The 21,724-nt window shown below is 40.3% G+C and carries 21 protein-coding genes and 4 tRNA genes; 12 read left to right on the top strand and 13 right to left on the bottom strand.

The window, feature by feature from the left end:
- Positions 1 to 123: 123 nt before the first annotated feature.
- A complete protein-coding gene (locus EP181_RS05715; RefSeq protein ID WP_127470800.1) occupies positions 124 to 564 on the bottom strand; it encodes a hypothetical protein in 441 nt (146 codons plus the stop codon).
- Positions 565 to 761: 197 nt separating this feature from the next.
- Between EP181_RS05715 and EP181_RS05710 the strand changes: the two genes are divergently transcribed.
- The 4 genes from EP181_RS05710 to EP181_RS05700 all read left to right on the top strand — a co-directional run bounded on the left by EP181_RS05710 (position 762) and on the right by EP181_RS05700 (position 4,797).
- Positions 762 to 1,232: a Dps family protein gene (locus EP181_RS05710; protein ID WP_127470799.1), complete on the top strand. Its 471-nt coding sequence runs from the start codon at positions 762 to 764 to the stop codon at positions 1,230 to 1,232.
- 194 nt (positions 1,233 to 1,426) lie between these two features.
- The gene (locus EP181_RS11910; protein WP_172959705.1) at positions 1,427 to 1,585 is read left to right on the top strand and encodes a hypothetical protein; all 159 of its coding nucleotides are present in this window, start codon (positions 1,427 to 1,429) and stop codon (positions 1,583 to 1,585) included.
- A gap of 22 nt (positions 1,586 to 1,607) precedes the next feature.
- On the top strand, positions 1,608 to 3,824 hold the full coding sequence (locus tag EP181_RS05705; RefSeq protein ID WP_127470798.1) for an EAL domain-containing protein: 2,217 nt from the start codon (positions 1,608 to 1,610) through the stop codon (positions 3,822 to 3,824).
- Positions 3,825 to 3,996: 172 nt separating this feature from the next.
- Positions 3,997 to 4,797: a hypothetical protein gene (locus EP181_RS05700; RefSeq protein WP_127470797.1), complete on the top strand. Its 801-nt coding sequence runs from the start codon at positions 3,997 to 3,999 to the stop codon at positions 4,795 to 4,797.
- A gap of 187 nt (positions 4,798 to 4,984) precedes the next feature.
- On the opposite strand, the gene EP181_RS05695 is transcribed toward EP181_RS05700, so the two are convergent.
- The 9 genes from EP181_RS05695 to tig form a co-directional block, all read right to left on the bottom strand.
- Positions 4,985 to 5,061: transfer RNA gene (locus EP181_RS05695), tRNA-Asp, on the bottom strand.
- Between the two features lie 8 nt (positions 5,062 to 5,069).
- Positions 5,070 to 5,145: transfer RNA gene (locus EP181_RS05690), tRNA-Val, on the bottom strand.
- Positions 5,146 to 5,245: 100 nt separating this feature from the next.
- Positions 5,246 to 5,322, bottom strand: a tRNA-Asp gene (locus EP181_RS05685).
- A gap of 1 nt (position 5,323) precedes the next feature.
- Positions 5,324 to 5,399: transfer RNA gene (locus EP181_RS05680), tRNA-Val, on the bottom strand.
- A 138-nt stretch (positions 5,400 to 5,537) separates the two neighbouring features.
- Positions 5,538 to 5,825 (bottom strand): HU family DNA-binding protein, encoded by a 288-nt coding sequence (locus tag EP181_RS05675; protein WP_269471167.1) that lies wholly within the window; start codon positions 5,823 to 5,825, stop codon positions 5,538 to 5,540.
- Positions 5,826 to 5,917: 92 nt separating this feature from the next.
- Complete coding sequence (gene lon / locus EP181_RS05670) at positions 5,918 to 8,335, bottom strand: endopeptidase La (protein WP_127470795.1); 2,418 nt, start codon at positions 8,333 to 8,335, stop codon at positions 5,918 to 5,920.
- Between the two features lie 108 nt (positions 8,336 to 8,443).
- Entirely contained in the window at positions 8,444 to 9,703 is a 1,260-nt protein-coding gene (gene clpX, locus EP181_RS05665) for an ATP-dependent Clp protease ATP-binding subunit ClpX (RefSeq protein WP_127470794.1), read from the bottom strand.
- 11 nt (positions 9,704 to 9,714) lie between these two features.
- Positions 9,715 to 10,314 carry an ATP-dependent Clp endopeptidase proteolytic subunit ClpP gene (gene clpP, locus EP181_RS05660; RefSeq protein ID WP_127470793.1) on the bottom strand — a complete coding sequence of 200 codons (600 nt, stop codon included), beginning with the start codon at positions 10,312 to 10,314 and terminating at the stop codon, positions 9,715 to 9,717.
- Positions 10,315 to 10,499: 185 nt separating this feature from the next.
- Entirely contained in the window at positions 10,500 to 11,813 is a 1,314-nt protein-coding gene (tig, locus tag EP181_RS05655) for a trigger factor (protein ID WP_127470792.1), read from the bottom strand.
- Between the two features lie 277 nt (positions 11,814 to 12,090).
- Between tig and EP181_RS05650 the strand changes: the two genes are divergently transcribed.
- Positions 12,091 to 12,294 carry a YgaP family membrane protein gene (locus EP181_RS05650; protein WP_127470791.1) on the top strand — a complete coding sequence of 68 codons (204 nt, stop codon included), beginning with the start codon at positions 12,091 to 12,093 and terminating at the stop codon, positions 12,292 to 12,294.
- Between the two features lie 147 nt (positions 12,295 to 12,441).
- Here the strand turns inward: EP181_RS05650 and rnhA are convergent, their stop codons facing one another.
- Both rnhA and EP181_RS05640 read right to left on the bottom strand, forming a co-directional pair.
- Positions 12,442 to 12,885 carry a ribonuclease HI gene (gene rnhA, locus EP181_RS05645; RefSeq protein ID WP_127470790.1) on the bottom strand — a complete coding sequence of 148 codons (444 nt, stop codon included), beginning with the start codon at positions 12,883 to 12,885 and terminating at the stop codon, positions 12,442 to 12,444.
- A gap of 175 nt (positions 12,886 to 13,060) precedes the next feature.
- Positions 13,061 to 13,921, bottom strand: a complete 861-nt coding sequence (locus EP181_RS05640) for a class I SAM-dependent methyltransferase (protein ID WP_127470789.1) — start codon at positions 13,919 to 13,921, stop codon at positions 13,061 to 13,063.
- A gap of 75 nt (positions 13,922 to 13,996) precedes the next feature.
- Between EP181_RS05640 and EP181_RS05635 the strand changes: the two genes are divergently transcribed.
- The 5 genes from EP181_RS05635 (at position 13,997) to EP181_RS05615 (ending at position 18,740) form a co-directional block, all read left to right on the top strand.
- Positions 13,997 to 14,428: an MBL fold metallo-hydrolase gene (locus EP181_RS05635; RefSeq protein WP_127470788.1), complete on the top strand. Its 432-nt coding sequence runs from the start codon at positions 13,997 to 13,999 to the stop codon at positions 14,426 to 14,428.
- Entirely contained in the window at positions 14,380 to 14,790 is a 411-nt protein-coding gene (locus EP181_RS05630) for a hydroxyacylglutathione hydrolase C-terminal domain-containing protein (protein WP_127470787.1), read from the top strand. Before EP181_RS05635 ends, EP181_RS05630 begins: the two co-directional genes overlap by 49 nt.
- 7 nt (positions 14,791 to 14,797) lie before the next feature.
- The gene (locus EP181_RS05625; protein WP_172959704.1) at positions 14,798 to 16,336 is read left to right on the top strand and encodes a LysM peptidoglycan-binding domain-containing protein; all 1,539 of its coding nucleotides are present in this window, start codon (positions 14,798 to 14,800) and stop codon (positions 16,334 to 16,336) included.
- Positions 16,337 to 16,401: 65 nt separating this feature from the next.
- Positions 16,402 to 16,761, top strand: coding sequence for a LysM peptidoglycan-binding domain-containing protein (locus EP181_RS05620; RefSeq protein WP_172959703.1), 360 nt, complete (start codon positions 16,402 to 16,404; stop codon positions 16,759 to 16,761).
- A gap of 20 nt (positions 16,762 to 16,781) precedes the next feature.
- Complete coding sequence (locus tag EP181_RS05615; RefSeq protein WP_172959702.1) at positions 16,782 to 18,740, top strand: transglycosylase SLT domain-containing protein; 1,959 nt, start codon at positions 16,782 to 16,784, stop codon at positions 18,738 to 18,740.
- Between the two features lie 219 nt (positions 18,741 to 18,959).
- On the opposite strand, the gene cysS is transcribed toward EP181_RS05615, so the two are convergent.
- Complete coding sequence (gene cysS, locus EP181_RS05610) at positions 18,960 to 20,327, bottom strand: cysteine--tRNA ligase (RefSeq protein ID WP_127470783.1); 1,368 nt, start codon at positions 20,325 to 20,327, stop codon at positions 18,960 to 18,962.
- A gap of 142 nt (positions 20,328 to 20,469) precedes the next feature.
- Here cysS and EP181_RS05605 point away from each other — a divergent pair, with 142 nt between their 5' ends.
- The gene (locus EP181_RS05605; protein WP_127470782.1) at positions 20,470 to 21,075 is read left to right on the top strand and encodes a peptidylprolyl isomerase; all 606 of its coding nucleotides are present in this window, start codon (positions 20,470 to 20,472) and stop codon (positions 21,073 to 21,075) included.
- Positions 21,076 to 21,193: 118 nt separating this feature from the next.
- Positions 21,194 to 21,697, top strand: coding sequence for a peptidylprolyl isomerase (locus EP181_RS05600; protein ID WP_127470781.1), 504 nt, complete (start codon positions 21,194 to 21,196; stop codon positions 21,695 to 21,697).
- Positions 21,698 to 21,724: the final 27 nt, after the last annotated feature.

The following is a 21,724-nucleotide window of genomic DNA, read 5'->3' as shown; positions in this document are numbered from 1 at the left end:
GTCAAAAATAAAGAGCGCAAATTATAGCACTAATTAATCTAACCAGGCCTGGTTGAAGCGGATTTAAAGCCGATTTAAACGTGTGTTATTGCGCTATTAAGCCAAATGCAAATCTTGTGTCGTTTAATCGCGGTAATCGCGGCGTTCATCACGACTGTCGTAACGACGCTCATCACGACGATCGTCGTGGTGATGGCCACGCCCAGGATGCGAATCGTATTTTATGCGATGCTTTTCTTTATAGCGCGGCATGTATTCACGCTCGTACCAGTCGTCTTTAACAAAATACACGCGTTCTCCACAGGCCTGGTAACGATGACAATATTTGTTCCAGTGGCTCATGTGTCGGGGCGGTACTCGCAAATAAACCGGCGCGCGGTGATGCACAATACGCTCAATGTAGCGCGGTTCTGAATAAACCAGTTGCGGACGTGGAAAATCACCTAATTCAAGTTGTCCATAAAACCCTGGCTGGCCAACGCTTATAGACACGCCCACATCGGCTGCTTGACTAGGAGTGCTAAACAACACCGCAAACGCGGTAACCCATAAAATTCGTTTCATGCTTAATGTTCCTGTTTTAACGAGAATTCATGAGCATATTACACTAAATGGAAAAAATTCACATTTATTATTAGCAGGTCGCATAGTTTAGGCTTCTTATAAAAGAGACAGCATCAATTGCTCATAAATGTTTTATAAACCCATGCAATCCTTTATGATTAAAAGGCGTACCTCTTCTCAATACTAAGGAAAATCCTATGAGCACCATTGATATTGGCATTAATAAAAAAAACCGTTTGCACATTGCTGAAGGTTTAAAGCACCTACTGGCCGACTCGTATACTTTGTATTTGCAAACACACAATTTTCATTGGAACGTGACCGGCCCGCAATTTAGAGAATTGCATTTAATGTTTGAAGAACACTACACCGAACTGGCCGTTGCCGTTGACGACATTGCCGAGCGCATTCGCGCATTGGACGTTATTGCACCAGGCACCTACAAAGCCTTAGCACAACTGAGCGCCATCAAAGAAATTGAAACCATTCCAGCCGCCAGCGACATGGTGACTATTTTGTTGCATGGCCACGAACAAGTGGTTAAAACCGCCCGTCTTGCCCTAAAGTTGGCACAAGACGGTAACGACGAATCTTCCGCGGCTTTGGTGTCGGATCGCATGCGTCTTCACGAAAAAACTGCTTGGATGTTGCGCGCACTGTGTCAATAAACGCTTAAGACTGTCCTCTTTTATGCGCCTTTAATCAACTCATGATTTAAGGCGTGCAAGGGTTTTTATTAACATCAAATCAACTCAAAACGCACCTCATTAAGTTAAGTAATAAGTCCATTCAATCCCTTGCCGTTGTTTATTTAAATTTTTTATGCAGAATGAACGCACTCAAGCCTAATTAGGATTATGCGGTGTTCGCAGACAATAAACTTTCAAGTCAAACCAGTGTGCGCGTGGTAGCGTGGGGATATGCATTGCTATTGGCTTTAATTGGCCTGTCCAGCGCATTCTTTTTTACACTAGAACGTAATATTCAGCAAACCACCACCCAGTTGCAACTAAATACGTGAACAGCAAAACGATGCGGCAGTCATGATTCGCGGTGCGCGTGATCGCAGCGTGCTTTTGTTAAGAATGATTGCCACCACCGATCCTTTTTTAATAGACGATATTCAACGAGAGATGGATATTGTAGCCTTGTCCATTACCCAAGCCGCACAACAGATTAGCCAACGGGTTACCGATCAAGACCACCAGGCCTGGTTAAAACAACTTTTTCGTATTACCACCCAAAACCGTGACAATCAAAGTCACGTTTACAATCTAATGACGCAAGAAAATGCCGATAACGCACGGCAATTTTTAGTTGACGTAACCCTGCCCGTTCAAGAGCAAGCCCTTGAAATCTTGACGTTGTTTCAAGAAGAGCTCAACACCAAGGCCAATTTGGCCGAACAAAAAATGCACGGTTATCTTAGTTCTAATAAAGTGTTGTGGATAAGCTTATCGCTTGTATTTGGCATAAGCTTATTGATAATCAGCTTGTTTACCCTTAAGCGTTTACGCCAGCTTGGTCAAGCGCAAACCCTGTTTCAACAAACGCTTGAAACCCAAGTTAAAAAACGCACCCTCGAACTGCATCTGGACAGCAGTGTTTTACATAATATTCATGAAGCCGTCGCAGTGGCCAGTTGCACAGGCGACATGGTCAAAACCAATCAAAAATTTAATCAACTGCTCTCGTCCGCAAACCTAACCTGCGACAACCTTTGGCAAGTCATCCAAACACTTTTACCCGCTCTGTCTATTGAGTCCATAAAAAAATCGTTGGGGGAGTATGGCTATACGCGCCACGAATGTGAGTTGGTGATAGACACCAGAGCGTGCCATTATTTTATTGATATTTATTGTGTAAACGATGAACAACTAGACCAACGCTATATTTCCTTACTGCTGACTGACGTAAGCGAACTCAAAACCACTCAACAGCATCTTGAGCATTTGGCCAACTTTGATCCTGTTACTCAACTGCCCAATCGTCACTATTTTCAAACTTACTTAAGCCGCGCGCTTTCTAATGAAAAAATTGAGCAATTTAGCTTATTTTACATTGACTTAGATAACTTTAAATGGATTAACGACACGTTAGGACACGGCTCTGGCGACCAGTTTTTATTGCAAATTGCAACCCAATTAGCCAATACCTTTGAAACCAATCGCCAAGTATTGGTTTGTCGTTTAGGCGGTGATGAATTTGCCGTTTTGGTTGAAAACTGTGACGATAACTGTCACGTAATGATGGCCGACCAAATTTTAAATTGCTGCGCGCAAGTTAATCAAATTAATCAATACTCAAAATCGATTGGTTGCAGCATTGGCGTAGCCTCGTATCCTAAAGACGGCACAACGCAAGCCGCCCTAATGCGCCACGCCGATTTTGCTATGTACAAAGCTAAAGAACAGGGTAAAAATCAATATTGCTTTTTTTCAGAGGCGATGAATGAACGCATTCATTATTTATATGACATGGAACACAATTTGCAAACAGCCCTAACCAACCATGAGCTAAACATTCATTTTCAGCCGCAATACAACCTGCAAAATGGACAGCTTACTGGTGCCGAAGCCTTAGTTCGTTGGCAGCATCTGGGTAAAGCAGTCTCCCCTGCCGAATTTATACCGTTGGCTGAAAAGTTTGGCCTTATACACGCCATTGGTGAGTTTGTAATGCGCACCAGTATTCAACAACTAGCACACTGGCAACAACAAGGATTATTGCTGCCTAAAATGGCCATTAACGTCTCTTCGGCTCAAATTAGTTTGCACAGCTTTGTCGCCGATGTTGAACACGCCCTTAAAAACTCTGACATTCATGCCCACCAAATTGATTTAGAAATCACCGAAACCGTGTTAATGGAAAATCTAAAACAACACAAAACTGCTCTCGAAGTCTTGCAAAACCAAGGCATCGAAATTTCAATTGACGACTTTGGCACAGGTTACTCATCGCTTGCCTACATCAAACACTTGTCAGTGGATCGCATTAAAATCGATCGTAGCTTTATTAACGATCTGGGACAAAATGAAGAGTCTGACAGCATCGTGTCGGCCATTATTACCATGGGACACAGCCTTGGCTTAAAAGTATTGGCCGAAGGCATCGAAACCGCTCAACAACTCACCCTTTTGCGAAAAATGGGCTGCGACGAAGGCCAGGGTTACTATCTAGGCTACCCCACCACCCCAAAAGAATTTTCATTTATACCGCTGTCCATTCAGCAATTAGCCGACCGCGTTACTTTGCAGTGAAATAGGCCTGGGAACTTGCACAAAACAAGTTTTGTACTTGCTGCCTTGATTTCAACTAATAATGCGCCTTAGCCAATTGCAAATAAAAATGCGTTATCCCTTTTAAACAGCTCGTCTTAAACCTACTATAAGAAAAGTAATTTTATTTTCTTTAGACGTCGCGAGCTTATGCATGAGACCCAAAAACCTAACAACACCCAAGTTAAAACCCTTAAACCTAGGCATTTGTATTAGCTTAGCCACTGCATTACTCTCTTTTTCAGCGGCCAGCAAAGCCGATACCACCTTAATTTATCACCACACTACGGGTGGTGAAGCCAATCGCATTTTAATCACGCCAGAGTGGATTAAAATCGCTAATAAAACCCAAGCCAATGTCGATGTGTTGTTTAATCAAAGCCAACAAACCTATACGCTCATCAATCACGATGAACGCTCTTACACACTGATGACGCACACTGAAATAGAAAAGCTGGCCAACGCCAGTCAACAAATAGACGACGTGCTTGAAAAACAACTGGCCAAACTTCCCGCCGACCAACAAGAAAAAATGCGCGCTATGATGCAAGGCATTGTAAATAGCGTACTGCCAAAAGCCACGTCAATCCCGCAATACAGCAAGACGGGGAAAATGCAAAAACTTTATGGCTACACTTGTCAGCCGGTTAAACGAACAGTTGAAGGCAAAGCCAGTGGTGAATTTTGCGTGGTTAACTACGCTCAGCTAGACATCAGTCAAGTCGAGTACTCCATGATGGCAGGATTGATGAACACAATAGAAAAACTGGCGTCGCAATTTGGACAAGATCAAAGCGTTAATTTTGCTACGATTGGTCAAGTAGTGCCGGTGTATTACAACATGGCCAACGCGAAGTCTTATTTAGCCGAGGTGACTAACAGCGACATTAAGCCAGCCGAATTTAGCGTTCCAAAGACCTATAAAAAATCGGCTTTACCACTTAACTTGTTGTAATAATTATCCGTTTAAAATTGCATAAACAAGTGGCTTTATTAATGTTGCACGCATCACTTATAAAATGCGTGCCGCATTAATAACATTAATAGAAACCTTTGCATGCTAAGGTCTCCAATAGAAAGAGTGCTAAATTTTAGACAAAAAAAAGCGAACTCAGTAAACTGGATTCGCTTTTTTTATTAAATGGCGGAGCGGACGGGACTCGAACCCGCGACCTCCTGCGTGACAGGCAAGCATTCTAACCAGCTGAACTACCGCTCCTAATTGTATGGTGGGTGATACTGGGTTCGAACCAGTGACCCTCGCCTTGTAAGGGCGATGCTCTCCCAGCTGAGCTAATCACCCAGGATATTTTAAAATGTAATGGGAATACACTTTAGTAAAACTTATTGCAAACTCCTGAAGATTTGCAATAAAAAAGCTGTTATAAACAACTTTTAAAATGTGGCGGAGCGGACGGGACTCGAACCCGCGACCTCCTGCGTGACAGGCAAGCATTCTAACCAGCTGAACTACCGCTCCGTGGTGGGTGATACTGGGTTCGAACCAGTGACCCTCGCCTTGTAAGGGCGATGCTCTCCCAGCTGAGCTAATCACCCAATCAAACTCTTAAACCCCTTAACCACACCGCTTTGGCTAGGTAAAGTACGTTGCTTAATTGATGTCGCGTATTATAGAGTTCTAAGAGAAGTTGTCAATAAAAGAAATGACATTTTTTGATTATTTTTAGCAAAAAATTAATTTACTGCGTCTTTCAATGCTTTACCAGCTGTAAACTTAGGTACTTTTGCAGCAGGAATCTGCATTTCTGCACCTGTTTGCGGATTGCGACCGGTACGTGCAGAACGTTCACCTACCTTAAAGCTACCAAAGCCGATGATTGCAACTGAATCGCCTTTGCTCATCGCGGTAGTAATTGCGGCAACCGTCGCGTCCAATGCTTTTGCAGCATCTGTTTTGGTTAAACCGGCTTGTTCTGCAATTGCACTCACTAATTCAGATTTATTCATTTTATTCTCCGTGATTTGTTGTCGTATTGTTGTTCACCAGCTTTGGCTTAAGCATTTATAGCAATCCTTGGCAAATGGTGTCAAGTAAAAAAGGTCAATTTAATTGATTAATGACGTTTAGTTACCTTTTCTTGGGTTTTTGGTGCGACTTGCTCTTTAAAAGCGACCGCTTCTTCCAGTTTCTCTAATGGTTTTGGAGCCTCTAATAAAGCCAATTCCAGCACTTCTTCCACCCATCTTACAGGACGAATATCAAGCTGGTTTTTTACTTCATCCGGAACATCGGCTAAATCGCGAAGGTTTTCATTTGGTATTAGCACCATTTTAATACCGCCACGTAACGCCGCCAGCAGCTTCTCTTTTAAACCACCAATAGGCAATACTTCACCACGCAAAGTTATTTCACCCGTCATGGCTACATCAGCTCTGACTGGAATATTTGTCAACACCGAAGTAATTGCTGTGCAAATAGCAACTCCTGCGCTGGGGCCATCTTTTTTAATGGCGCCCTCTGGGAAGTGCAAGTGCAAATCAAACTCTTCATAAAATCCTGGTTTTAAACCCAGAGCGTCTGAACGGCTGCGTATAACACTCATAGCCGTTTGCACCGATTCTTGCATTACACTGCCTAACTGCCCTGTACTGGATAATTTGCCCTTACCAGGCATGGCTGTGGCTTCAATGCGGAGCAAATCACCCCCTACCTTCGTCCAAGCCAAACCTGCTACTTGGCCTATTCGATTTTTTTCATCCACCAACCCTACTCGATATCGAGCCACACCCAAATAAGCCTCAAGCATGTCAGGGGTTATAGTGATAGGGGCTTTAACCTCATGAGTAACTATTTTTTTAACCGCTTTTCGACATAATTTAGCCAACTCTCTTGCCAGCAATCTAACGCCTGCTTCACGAGTGTAAAACTGAATTATCTCTTTAATAGACTCTTGCGTTACCATCAACTCACTGGGTTTTAAACCATGATCTTTCTTGGCGATGGGCAGTAAGTGCTTGATTGCTATGTTTAATTTTTCAGGCTCGGTATAGCCCGATAAATTAATAACCTCCATGCGATCTAACAAGGCCTCTGGAATATCCATGGAGTTTGAGGTGGCAACAAACATAACATCTGATAAATCATAATCTACTTCAAGATAGTGGTCGTTAAAGGCGCTATTTTGCTCAGGATCTAATACTTCTAGCAACGCACTGGCAGGATCACCGCGCATGTCACTTGACATCTTATCAATCTCATCCAGCAAAAACAGGGGATTTTTTGTACCAGCAGTTTGCATTTTTTGAATAATTTTACCAGGCAATGCACCAATGTAGGTTTTACGATGGCCACGAATCTCGGCCTCGTCACGAACACCGCCCAACGACATGCGAACGTACTTGCGATTAGTCGCTTCTGCAATCGAACGCGCCAAAGACGTTTTACCTACTCCTGGAGGCCCTACCAAACATAAGATAGGCCCTTTCATTTTACGCACCCTTTTTTGAACGGCTAGATACTCTACAATGCGTTCTTTTACTTTTTCTAGGCCATAATGCTGCGCATCTAATATTTCTTGTGCTCTTTTCAAGTCGGTTGAAACTCGACTGCGTTTTTTCCATGGAATGTCGAGCAACCAGTCTAAATAATTTCTCACCACAGTCGCTTCTGATGACTGTGCAGGCATCATTTTAAGTTTTTTAAGCTCGGCACTGGCTTTGCTTTTAGCTTGATCGGTTAAGCCCGCCTCTTCAATGCGCTTAAGCAACTGATCATGCTCACTCACCACCGAGTTGTCGCCTTCGGCTAGTTCGTTATGAATGGCTTTGATTTTTTCATTTAAGTAGTATTCTCGCTGTGTTTTATCCATCTGACTTTTTACACGCGTGGTAATACGTTTTTCGGACTCTAATAACTCTAATTCTGTTTCTACAATGGCCAGCATGCGTTCTAAACGAGCACTCACAGATGTAAGTTCAAGCAGTTGCTGTTTATCGACTACTGTTAAATCAACATTCGCTGAGACTAAATCAACCATTCTGTCTGGATTATCTTCTTTTTTTATAGAGGCCTTTACCTCTGAAGGTACTTTCTTTTTAAACTCCGCAAGCACCATAAAACGTTCACGTAACGCACGCATAAGCGCTAAGGTATCGACGGTATTATCATCCTCACTGGCCAATGCTTGAATATCCCCTAATAAAATACTCTGTTCAGTATGTAAGCCCAGCAACTCAAAACGTTGTATGCCTTCAACCAAAACCTTAACCGTACCATCTGGAAGTTTTAATAGTTGCAATATATTGGCCATAGTACCAACAGAATAAAGGTCTTCTAACGTTGGTAAATCCAACTCAGCACTTTTTTGCGTTATCAAGAAAATCTGTTTATCACCTTTCATCGCCTCATTAAGCGCTTGAATGGATTTATCTCTGCCCACAAATAAAGGCATTACATTGCCGGGGAATACCACCACGTCTCTTAACGGTAAGATCAACACATTCATTTTCATACTTACTTGATCAATATCCATACTTTCCCTCTGTTATAAAGGTCAAATTTACCTTAAAAAAACCCAGACACCGCTGGGTTTTAAAACATAAGCCATGCTTAACGCATTAAATTGGCGCAGTTTATACCATTATTCACTTGACGCTTTTTTAAGCTCGTCTTCTTTGTACACCAACATAGGTGGTTTTTTGCCTTGAATAACTGCTTTGTTAATAATGACCGTCTCAATATTTTTCAAGCTAGGTAAGTCGTACATTGTATCTAACAATATTTGTTCTAAAATAGAACGCAAACCACGGGCGCCCGTTTTACGCTCTATCGCCAGTTTGGCAATTTCGCTTAAAGCGTCTTTTCTAAACTGTAACTCTGCGCCTTCTAGTTCAAACATTTTATGAAACTGCTTAACCAAAGCATTTTTAGGTTCGGTTAAAATTTGAATTAAAGCCGACTCGTCTAACTCCTCAAGTGCTGCAATCATCGGTAAACGACCCACAAATTCAGGAATTAAACCAAACTTAATTAAATCTTCAGGTTCAATCTTTTTCAGCTTTTGCGTCATGCTCAGCTTATTTTCTTTAGTTTTGACGTCGGCAGAAAAACCAATTCCCACATTTGTTTCAGTTCGCTGTTCAATAATTTTGTCTAAACCTTCAAACGCCCCACCCACAATAAACAGGATTTTTGATGTGTCCACGTGAATCATATCTTGGTTAGGGTGTTTACGCCCACCCTGCGGAGGAACAGCCGCTTGCGTGCCTTCAATTAACTTTAACAAAGCCTGTTGAACACCCTCTCCCGAAACATCACGGGTGATGGACGGATTTTCAGATTTACGGGTAATCTTATCAATTTCATCTATATAAATAATGCCACGCTCGGCCTTTTCTGGATCGTTATCACAGCGTTGCAATAGTTTTAGAATAATGCTTTCAACGTCTTCGCCTACATAACCGGCTTCGGTTAATGTGGTGGCGTCGGCAATGGCAAACGGTACATCAAGTAAACGGGCTAGAGTTTGCGCCAGTAATGTTTTACCAGAACCCGTTGGCCCAATCAGTAAAATATTGCTTTTAGTCAACTCCACATCATCTTTAACGTGCGAGTTTTGTAGGCGCTTGTAGTGATTGTATACTGCCACCGATAAAACTTTTTTGGCTTTATTTTGACCAATTACATAATTGTCTAAAATAGCACTTATTTCGTGCGGTGTTGGTAGGTTATCCAACTCAAACTGTCCGGTCGCTTCCTCACCAAATTCTTCACGCAAAATGTCATTGCATAACTCAACACACTCATCACAAATATACACTGAGGGGCCAGCAATAAGTTTACGAACTTCGTCTTGCCCTTTACCGCAAAACGAGCAATATAATTTTTTATCTACACTCATAACATCAAACCTTATCGACTGGTTAAAACTTGATCAATTAACCCATAATCACAAGCCGCTTGCGCGCTCATAAAGTTATCACGATCGGTGTCTTTTTCAATGGTGGCTAAGTCTTGTCCTGTATGTTCTGCAAGGGCACGATTTAGCTTGTCTTTTATATGCATAATTTCTTTGGCATGAATTTGAATATCACTGGCTTGACCCTGAAAACCACCCAACGGCTGATGAATCATAACGCGTGAATTAGGCAAGGCAAAACGCTTACCCTTAGCGCCTGCTGACAATAAAAAAGAACCCATACTGGCCGCTTGACCTATGCACATAGTGCTTACATTTGGTTTGATAAAACGCATAGTGTCATAAATAGCCATACCAGCTGTTACACTGCCGCCTGGTGAATTAATGTATAAATGAATATCTTTTTCGGGGTTTTCCGATTCTAAAAACAGCATTTGCGCCACTATAAGGTTGGCCATATGGTCTTCTACTTGTCCCACCAAAAAAATAACACGCTCTTTTAATAAGCGAGAATAAATATCATAAGAGCGCTCACCACGACTGGTCTGTTCGATAACCATTGGTACAAGTACATTGTGAATTGTGTTGTCCATATTCTTTGTTGCTTCCTCTTGTTGGCTTTATTACGCTTTTATTAAACAATTAGTATCTTAGCGTTTTCTTAGGCAAAAAAAAACTTAACCCTAACGACAAATAGCAGATTCATCGCCAGAATTAAGTTTTTAAGGGCTTTTGTGCGATTTACAATGGCTTTTAATACAAAACCGATTAATAAATACTAAGCGGCAGGGTTTATAACGTCTTTAAATGACTTAGTCACCTGTTTAACAGTGGCTTCATTTAAAATGCGTTGCGCAACCTGACTCTCGACAATAATAGAACGAATTTCATGCATTGCGCCTGGGTTTTGAGCATACCATTGAATTACTTCTTTTGGATCTTCGTAAGAAGACGCTTGCTCAGAAATAAACGTGTTAATTTCCTCATCTGAAGCGTGCAATTTATTGGCTTTAATGATGTCGCCTAAAATTAAGCCTAACTTAACACGCTTTTTAGCTTCTACTTCAAAATGACTGGCTTCGATATTTACTTCTTGTGGGTTAACACCTTGTTGCTGAAGGTTTTTAACTGCGCGGTCCATCAAACCTTTAACTTCTTGATTAATTAATGACTTAGGTATTTCAACATCAACAATTTCTTCCAAGGCATTAAGCACTTCTGTGCGGTTATGGTTCTCAACTGCACGAGACAATTCTTTAACCATGCTGTCTTTAATTTCTTGACGCAAAGTTTCTTCTTTGCCGTCATCAATACCAAAGGCGTGAACAAACTCTTCATCAATTTCTGGTAAAACTTTAGCTGAAACCGAGTGCACCGTCACATCAAATGCGGCCGATTTGCCTTTTAAACTGTCCGCATGATAGTTTTCAGGAAAGGTCACTTCAATGGTTTTGGTTTCGCCCTTTTTCATGCCAATAATGCCGTCTTCAAAACCAGGAATCATACGTCCACTGCCTAATTCTAATGGAACGTTTTCGGCAGAACCACCTTCAAATACATCACCATCAATTTTACCTACAAAATCAATAATGACTTGTTCGCCTTTGTTGGCTTTTTTAGCCGCGCTAGAAGAAGGCTTCCAAGCAGCACGTTGCTCACGTAAACGAGTAATCATCTCTTCAACATCAGTATCGGTTACTTCGGCTACGATGGTGTCTACTTTAATGGCACTAAATTCAGGCAAAGCAATTTGAGGATAGACCTCAAAGCGAGCTGTAAAGGTTACCGAACCATCTTTGTCATTTAACTCATCAAACATCGGCATTCCGGCCACATTCAATGACTCTTGATCAACAGCATCATAAAATGCCTTTTGTAGAGCCTCACCCATTACTTCTTGGTTTACTTGTGCACCATGGCGCTTTTTAACCACATTTAACGGAACCTTGCCAGGGCGAAAACCGTCCATCTTAACGCTGCGACGAATTTCGTTTAAACGTTTTTCCACACTGCTGTTTAAATCGGCAGAAGGAAATGTGACAGTCATTTTATGTTCAAGACCTTGTTCTGGCTTTTCTACAGTTACTTGCATGTTGTATTCTCAAAGTTCATTGTTTGAAAGGAAAGCTAACGTTTAATCAAGGGATTAAACTAGCTAAAAATAAAACCCAAGATTATACTTAATTTACGTAAATTTTTAAAGTAAAACAAATTTAACACGCATCGTAGCGTGACGGTATCTTGTTTATTTTAAGTAAGGTGCTAAAATTGTTATAAATTTTATGTATAGCCTAAATTATTTTTTGAATGGCTCAATTTTTTACTTTAACTAATATTTTCTAAATTACTCACATCTAAGGATTCTATGTATGACGATTGAAAAAATTGTATTTCTAGCGGCGGGCACTATGGTGTTGGCCTCTTCTATTTTGGCTGCTTACCACTCTCCAAACTGGATTTTCTTAACCGGTTTTGTGGGCGCAAACTTATTATTTACTGGCTTGACTGGTTTTTGCCCCATGGTCAAAATCTTGCGTAAATTTGGCTTAAAACACGGCACTGCGTTTAAATAAAATTTGTAAGATGTTTATAGTGAGACCGTTAAAGGTCTCATTATATTTTATGAAGATATGTAAGATTTAGGTCAATGTGGATCTAAACTAAAATGCGCTTAATTTTTATAAATGCATTATATAAACGCACACAAATACTGTAATAAATTATCCACCTCGCAGCAACGCATCTATTGCCAAATTGGCTAACTCATCTACGCGCTCATTTTCGGCGTGGCCGCTATGGCCTTTTACCCAAAACCATTCAACCTGATGAATTTTAATCGCCGCATCTAAACGTTGCCACAATTCTTGATTTTTAACCGGTTTATTGGCAGATGTTTTCCAGCCCTTTTTTTTCCAGCCACTTATCCAGACTGTAATGCCATTTTTAACATACTGTGAATCCGTTGTAATATGTACCTTACACGGCCGCTTTAAAGACTCAAACGCTTGAATAGCCGCCATAAGCTCCATTTGATTGTTTGTAGTATCTAATTGATGCCCATTCATCTCTTTTTCGTGCTCACCATACTTTAAAACAACCCCCCAACCACCTGGCCCTGGATTTCCTCGACAACCGCCATCGGTAAATACTTTAACTACTTGCACACATACTCTCTTTTAAAGTTAACGGTTACAGTCAATGTGAAACCTTTGCATAAATAAAGTTACGGCCAAAAATGGCTAAAACACCTTTAATTTTGCTAGTTGGCAAAGGTGTTTACACCGCTTTTTATCTCAACACTCACACGTTCAAAGGTTTTATCGTTCTAATAAAAAAACTTTAATCACACGTTTTTTTAGTCAAAAAACTAAATAATTTTAATCGCCTTAACCTGCAAACAACACGCTGAAAAAATCCAGGTAAACGTGACCGATTTTGCATTGGCATCACACCTTTAGCGGCAATAGACATCCAGTTTGGTGTGTGCCAGCGTTTACCCACTAACTTTGGAGCATCTACTCTTTTTTGAGCAACCAAACAATAAATATTACCAAAATCAAAACCCACTTTACTCAAGACTTTTTCACACCATTCAAGTGCTTTAAAAAACCACATGACCAGGCCTGGTTGTTCTGATCCAGGCTTACCAAAACAATATACAGGAGCGTGCACTTGCCATTTAATGTCATAACCTAACACCTCGAGCCATTCTTTTAAGCGCCTTAACCTTACCAAGTGAGCGTGACGCAACCATTTGTTTCGTGACTGCGCTCTAAAGCGTAAAACGGCACATCCATAAGGGTTAAAGCCAGTAATGACCACATGACCTTGAGGGACTAGCATCGAGTCCACCTGTCTTAATAGCAGATACGGATCTTCTGCTAACTCTAAGGTATGTGGCATAAACACCACGTCAGTAGATTCATTAGCGATAGGCAAGAAATCTAAATCTGCTTTTACATACTTTATTCCCACAAAACTAGGGTCTTTAGTATCAAATGCGTCGTCAACCAAGACTTTATGCTTAATACGACTTTCATTTAAAAAAGAAATTGGCGCTGCATTACCAAGCTGAATTAAAAAATAACCAAATAAATTTTGCAACGCTTTTTCAGTCAAGACTTTCTCCTGCCGTAGCAGGTTTGAGGCGGGTTGCGTGGTGTACCACTGCTTTAAAAAAGATTGGAAACCCTGGTTCATCGAGCTTTTCCTATAAATTTGAAGCGTTTATTTGCTAGAATAGGCAAAATTATAACAATTAAGTACCGGCAAAATATGACTATCATTGGCCTACCAGCACTGGTTGGAAGTTATGACAATTTAATTTGGATTCTTTATCATCAAGATAAGGCCTGGGTTATAGACCCTGGCGAATCATCGCAAGTCATCGACTTTTTACAGCAGCATAGTCTAAATTTACACGGTATTTTAATCACCCACGACCATCAAGATCATACTCATGGAGTGAGTGAACTGTTAAAACATTGTCCAGAGTCAAACATTTATGGCCCTAAAAACAGCCCTTTGTCTGCTTATTATCCGCAATACAAAGCGCTGCAAGAAAAAGATAGCATCACGCTTTACCCTGGCTACACATTAAACGTACTAGACACGCCTGGCCATACTCCGAACCATATTAGCTTTTTAATAATGAAGTTTTGTTTTGTGGGGATACTTTATTTAGCGCAGGCGCAGGAAAACTTTTAGGTGGTACCCCCGAGCAGTTTAGTGAATCGATATTAAAGCTACGCCATCTTCCAAACACACTCAAGTTTTACAGTGCGCATGAATACACCGTCGACAATTTACGTTTTGCTCAAAAAGTTGACCCCTATAACGCTCAGTTAAAACAGCGCCTGTCTGAAACAAACATTAAATACCCGAGTATTTATACTCAATCGCAGTCTACTTTAGAGCTTGAAATTGCGACCAATCCATTTTTACGTTTTGACAGTCCGGACATTAAATCCCAGCTATTAAAACGTGGTGCAAAGGACTCTCCTGCCAGCTTATTTGCAGTTTTACGCGCATGGAAAGATGAATTTGATACTGCACCTAACCTTATTTGAGAAAACTATGAAACGTTTGCTAACACCCCGACCTACTTTAAAACTCAGTCTTATCACACTCAGCATTTTACTGTCTGGCTGTGCGGGTCTTGAACAAACGGTAAAAACAGATGACCCATCAGGTTTCTCATCAAACGACTCACAAACCGAATCGTTACACTCATTACAAACTCGCTCACATCAATCGCGTTTAAATACACCAGACATTACGCATGAAAATCCATTACTAAGCACCATACTTTCAGAAAATGATCGAGGATATCAACCTACTTTGTGGGATGAATTCAACAATCAACTTCCATTAACGGCTGAAAATGCTGGGCGATATGAACCTTACATCGATTTTTATCGCGACAATACCAAACATTTAAGTCAGGTGTCTGAACGAGCAAGACCTTATTTACACTACATTTTAAGCGAAGTTAAAAAAAGAAAAATGCCTTACGAAATTGCCTTATTGCCTATTATTGAAAGTGCATTTCAACCCGAGGCAAGGTCTCACATGAGTGCCGCAGGGTTATGGCAATTTATTCCAGGCACTGGAGACTTATATAATTTAGACCAAAACTGGTGGTACGACGGTCGTCAAGACGTTATTAAGAGCACGCAAGCCGCCTTAGATTATTTGCAAAAACTGCATCAGCTTAACAATAACGATTGGCTCTTAGCTTTGGCATCTTACAATGCTGGATTTGGTAATATTCAAAAAGCAGTAAAAAAATATCAAGACAAAAATCCAAATTCTTTAGCTACTTTTTGGAACGTACGCGACGATTTACCTAAAGAAACTCAAAACTATGTTCCTAAATTACTCGCTGTATCTCACTCAATAAGTCATTATAAAGAGTTTAACTTAGAGCTTGAACCCATTGATAATAGACCTTTTTTCTCAGAGGTTAGACTATCAAAGCCTATTTCTTTGAGCAAAGTAGCTCAATTATCGCAAGTATCCAATGAAATGATTACACAGCTAAACCCTGGATTTTTGCGCCCAACAACGCCACCAACGGGGCCGCATAATATATTGTTACCAAGCAAAAATGCCGCTATATTTCAAACCGCCATTGCTCAAGATAAAAGTACGTTTAACATTGAATGGGCTAAACATGCGGTAAGTAATGGGGAATCTTTAAAATCAATTGCTAAAAAATACCATGTTTCAGAGCAGGTAATAAAACAGCTTAATAATATGAAAAATCAAAACGTTGCCCTTGGCAGTCAATTATTAATTCCGTTACCAAGTCAATACTCTGAGGTCTTTCATAAAATTAGAACCACACCTGCGGCAGCAACAACGCAAACCTACGCTGGATTAAAAACTATTCACACCGTCGCGCCGGGCGAGTCTATGTGGTCAATTGCTAATAACTACAATACAGAAGTGGCTCACCTAAGTTCTTGGAATAATCTAGGCTCAAAAAGCGCTCTTAAGGCCGGTCAAAAACTTGAAATTCGTAGCAATCCATTAAGCTACAAAGTAAATCACCAGGTTAAAAAAGGCGAAACATTGGCTTCTTTAGCCAAAAATTTAATGTATCGACCATAGAACTTACCCAATGGAATAAGTTAAGTGTTTTAAAACCACTTAAACCAGGTATGAAACTAACCGTAATGCAATCTAAACCGCCCAAATTATCCAGTGCATTGGTTGAAAGTACTCAATCCATTAAGTCCACTGCTAAATCGCCTGTTAGCAAAGTAAATACTCAACAACCTGCAATAAAACCAAGCACGGCGCCTGTTGTTGTGGCATCTGCGTCCAATAAACCCGCAAAAACAATAAAAGACAAACAATACACGGTTAAAGTGGGTGACAGTTTATGGAATATTGCTCAAGCTCACAGTGTGTCTGTTCAGCAAATAACGCTTTATAATAAATTTACTGTTAATACTCCAATTAAACCTGGCCAAGTTATTAGAATTCCGCTTGAAGTCAGCTTTTACTCTCTTAATTCATTTTTTCAGGCTTAAAAATGCCCTATAGGTTGTTAATGTTTGTACGCATAATCGGTTTTTTGGTTCTATTGGGTTTAGGAATAAACAGCTCAGCAGCTCAAGTTAATCCAGACACCCTAACGCAACCTCAAAAAGATTTTTTAGACGCCTATGAAGCGATTAAAAAAAATGATCGAACCAGTGTGGCAAGTTATAAAGCTAAATTAAAAAATTACGTACTGTATCCATACATTTTATTTCATGATTACAGTTTTAATTTTAAAAATACCCCTCCAGCGTTAATTGAAAGCTTTATCAAAGACAACGGTCATAATCATTTAGGTGAGCAACTCAATCGTCGATGGCTGGCGCATCTTGCTAACACCAAACAATGGAATGCCTTTTTAAAAGCGTATACGCCGCAAAAAAGCCAAGATTTACAATGCTTTAACATTCAGGCTCTTGCCGCATCTAGACAATCAACTGTTGCAATCCCATTAGCGCAAAGCATATGGCAAGAATCAACTACTTTAAGCAATGCCTGTAAACCATTAGATACCCTTCTAACAACTCAAAAGCAACTCACACCCAAAATGGTGTGGAGCCGTATTGAGTTAGCAATCAATAAAAAACAATTTACCCAGGCAAAAGCGTTTGCTCAATATCTGTCGGCTCAAGAAACTAAAATGCTCGACTATTGGCTGTTGGTGCATAAAGATCCAAAACTAATTGTCAACAACCTACCTAAGACGTTTTCTCCCGCCGTTAAAAAGCTTATTTTTTCGTATGGCATAACCCAGCTGGCCTCATCAGAGCCTATTTTGGCCAAACAATCCTTAGATAAATTTCACAAAACTTACGCTTTAAACACTGAACAATATCAAACTCTTGAACGAAAAATTGCCCTTAGAACAGCTTATCGATATAAACCTGAAGCTAAAGCGTTGTTAAATGATGTAAACACTCAGGGTAGCAAGACCGAAGAAACTACACGGTGGCAAGCACAAATTGCCATAAAAAATTCGGATTGGCCAGGCCTGCTTGACATCATTGAGCTTATGGATAAATCTGAACGTGAAGACTCACAATGGATTTATTGGAAAGCACGCGCGTTAGATGCTACTAATCAAGCCATATTGGCCAAACCCTTATTTGAATCACTCGCTAAACAACGTAATTTTTATGCCTTTTTAGCCGCAGACAAACTCAATTTAAAATATCAATTTAATCCCAAACCCATACAACCTTTTGATAAGCCGAAACTTATTCAAAAATATCCAGAATTATTGCGTATTCAAGAACTTTTAGCCATCGATTGGCCGCTAAGTGCGCGTCGTGAATGGAATAGTTTATTAAGTAAAGCAGATAATAATGAATTGCAAGCCGTTGCTGTATTAGCCGATCAATGGCAATTGCACGCTCAGGCCATTCAAACCTTAGCAAAAGCCAATTACTGGGACGCACTTGATCTACGGTTTCCAACCCCTCATAAAGAACCTGTTATGCAAAATGCGGCTAAAAATAATCTTGATCCGGCCTGGGTATATGGAATTATACGCCGTGAAAGCGCTTTTTCAGCTGATATTGAATCGCCGACTGGCGCTTTAGGATTAATGCAGATTATGCCTAAAACAGCGGCTTACATTGGTAAAAAAACCGGTAATCCAAAGTATTTGCAAAACCATTTAACGCAAGCCGACAATAACATTGAGCTGGGTAGCGCGTATTTAAGTTCGCTTTACAAAAAATACAATGGCAATCGAGTTCTTGCTACCGCGGCGTATAATGCAGGACCATCTCGCGTTGACTCTTGGGTTGCTAATCATCAAAATTTACCGGCTGATCAGTGGATTGATTCAATTCCGTTTTCTGAAACCCGTGCTTACGTTAAAGCGGTGCTTGAATACACTACTATTTTCAAGTCGATAATGAATCAACAATACGACCGCTTAAACGATGTAATGCCCAATATTGGCATTCAAGCCATTCAAAGCACTGATCCTGCTCATCCTTAGACCTTGTCAAACAATCTGTGTAACAAAAAAAGGCAAAAAAAAACCTTAGTGGACAACTAAGGTTTAAATAAATTATCTCATTAGAAATAATCAGAGGAGGATACTCATTGAAGAAACATGAATGAACTGATTATATTAGCGCTTTCTTATCCAGTCAAGCGCCAGTTTTAATTCTTTACTTAATTTAACGTAGTTACTTTAATCTGCTTAATAACGCATTTAAGCTCTGCGCCATTGTGTTCCTTCCGCGCTGTCCAATAACTCAATCCCTTGCTCTGTTAACTGCAGGCGTATTGCATCTGATCGACTAAAGTCTTTATTCAAACGCGCTTGTTTACGTTCGGCAATTAACTGCTCAATGTCTTGTTCGGTTAATTCTGAGTCGGTAGGCTGAGATTTAAAAAATACCTCGGGCAATTGCTCTAATAAACCAAGTTGATTGGCAAGTTTAACCAGCAATCCAACCAGGCCTGGTAACTTATGGGTGTTAATTTCTTTAGCCAATTCAAACAAGACCGCAAGGGCTTGCGGGGTATTAAAGTCATCATTCATTGCGGCTCTAAAGTCGGCTTCAAACTCGGTATCCATGCTTGGTTCAGCGACCATTAATCCATCTAAGGCTGAGTAAAGCTTCATAACACTGGTTTTAGCCAGCTCTAAATTTTCTTGTGAATAATTAACAGGGCTGCGGTAATGACTTGCCAATAAAAAATACCGTATAACTTCAGGATGAAACTTTTTTAATACTTCACGAATGGTAAAAAAATTATTAAGAGATTTTGACATTTTTTCATCATCAATTCTCACAAAACCGCAATGCATCCAAGTATTAACATAATGTTCACCCGTTGCACATTCTGACTGCGCTATCTCGTTTTCATGGTGCGGAAAAGATAAATCCATACCACCGCCATGAATATCAAAATGATTTCCTAAACACTTAGTCGACATGGCTGAACATTCAATATGCCAACCTGGACGACCTTGACCCCAATGAGAGTCCCAGCTTGGTTCGTTGGGCTTAGAAGCCTTCCACAATACAAAATCCATAGGATCTTGCTTCATTTCATTGATTTCAATACGAGCTCCGGCTTCTAAATCTTCTAACTTTTTACCCGATAAACGACCATAATCTTGGTATGAATTGACTTTAAAATACACATCGCCATTGGCCGATTTGTAGGCAAAGCCTTTGTCTATAAGAACTTCAATCATCGCGACAATTTCGCCAATGTAATCGGTGGCTTTAGGTTCAATATCAGGGCGAACCACGTTCATGGCGGCTTCATCGGCGTGCATTTCAGCTATCATGCGAGTGGTTAATGACTGTATAGACTCTGCATTTTCTAATGCACGCTTGATGATTTTATCGTCAATATCTGTAATGTTACGCACATAAGTCACGTCGTAATTTAAGGCTCGCAAATGCCTAACCACGGTATCAAAAACCACCATCACTCGCGCATGCCCAATATGACACAAATCGTACACCGTCACGCCACACACATACATGCCAACTTTATTTGCATGAATTGGAGTAAATGTCTCTTTTTGACGCGTTTCGGTGTTGTAAATTTTTAAGCTCATAAGGTTCTCTTTAAAGTGCGACAAGCGGCTGATTAATCAAAACTGACTCAAGAGCACTTGATAAAAGGCTTAAGATTATGCCTTTCAAGTGTTAGAATAGTGATATTGTAACTTAAATTAATGCCTCAATTTTGGAGTAAATATGAACCGTCGTTTATTTTTAAACTTGCAAGCTGCCCTGCTTACTGCGTTGTTGAGCCCTTTAGGTTTTGCCCAAGCAGAAACCAAAACATCCCCCACTCCTTCCAATCCGCAAGTATTAATAGAAACCAATCATGGCACCATCATGCTAGAACTGTATGCCGACAAAGCGCCTAAAACAGTTGAAAACTTTTTACGTTATGTCAATGAAGGTTTTTATAACGGTACTATTTTTCATCGTGTAATTGCAGATTTTATGGTTCAAGGCGGTGGTTTTACCGAAGACATGCAACAAAAAATTCCCCACGCGCCCATTCAAAATGAAGCCGATAATGGTTTACGTAACCGAATCGGTACGGTCGCCATGGCTCGAACCAATGACCCCCATTCGGCCACGGCTCAATTTTTTATTAATGTGGCTCAAAATACCTTTTTAGACTTTCGTGAAAAAACCGCTAGCGCTTATGGTTACACAGTTTTTGGTCAAGTTACCAATGGTATGAAAGTAGTCAATAAAATTCGCCTTGAACAAACTGGTTTTAAAAATGGTTTTAAAGATGTGCCTGTTAACCCAGTTGTCATTTTAAAAGTGACACAAATTAAATAAAATATTTATGCATAGTAAATTGTGCGTAATGCACCGCCATCAATGTAAGACATAGATTTATTAAAGAATCTTTTACTTCACCAATAAAAATAACTTAACAAAATAAAAAGGACTTCACATGCCCAAAGTGATTATTGAAACTACCTTAGGAAACATTACCGTAGAATTAGACGCCGAAAAGGCTCCGTTAGGCACTGAAAATTTTATTCACTACGTTATGGATAACTTTTACAAAGGAACTATTTTTCACCGAATTATCCCTAATTTTATGGTTCAAGGTGGTGGCATGATGCCGGGGATGGAAGAGAAAACATCGGGGGAATCGATAGAAAACGAAGCCGACAACGGTTTATTAAATAAGCGCGGTACTTTGGCGTATGCACGCACCATGGATCCTCATTCGGCTACAGCTCAATTTTTTATCAACCTTAAAGACAATGATTTTTTAAACCATAGTAAAAAAGACATGCAGGGTTGGGGTTACGCTGTATTTGGTAAAGTGGTTGAAGGTATGGACATTGTTGATGAAATGGCTAAAGTTAAAACTGGCAGCAAACGCGGTCATCAGGACGTTCCAGTTGAAGACATTATTATTACTAAAACCACTTTAATCGAAGATTAACTATAATCCTTTAAAGCCTTTAAACAT

The sequence above is a fragment of the Thiomicrorhabdus aquaedulcis genome, from assembly GCF_004001325.1.
GTDB classification, from domain to species: Bacteria; Pseudomonadota; Gammaproteobacteria; order Thiomicrospirales; family Thiomicrospiraceae; genus Thiomicrorhabdus; species Thiomicrorhabdus aquaedulcis.
Note: the sequence above shows the minus strand (reverse complement) of the source record. Positions and strands in the feature narration are given on the sequence as shown.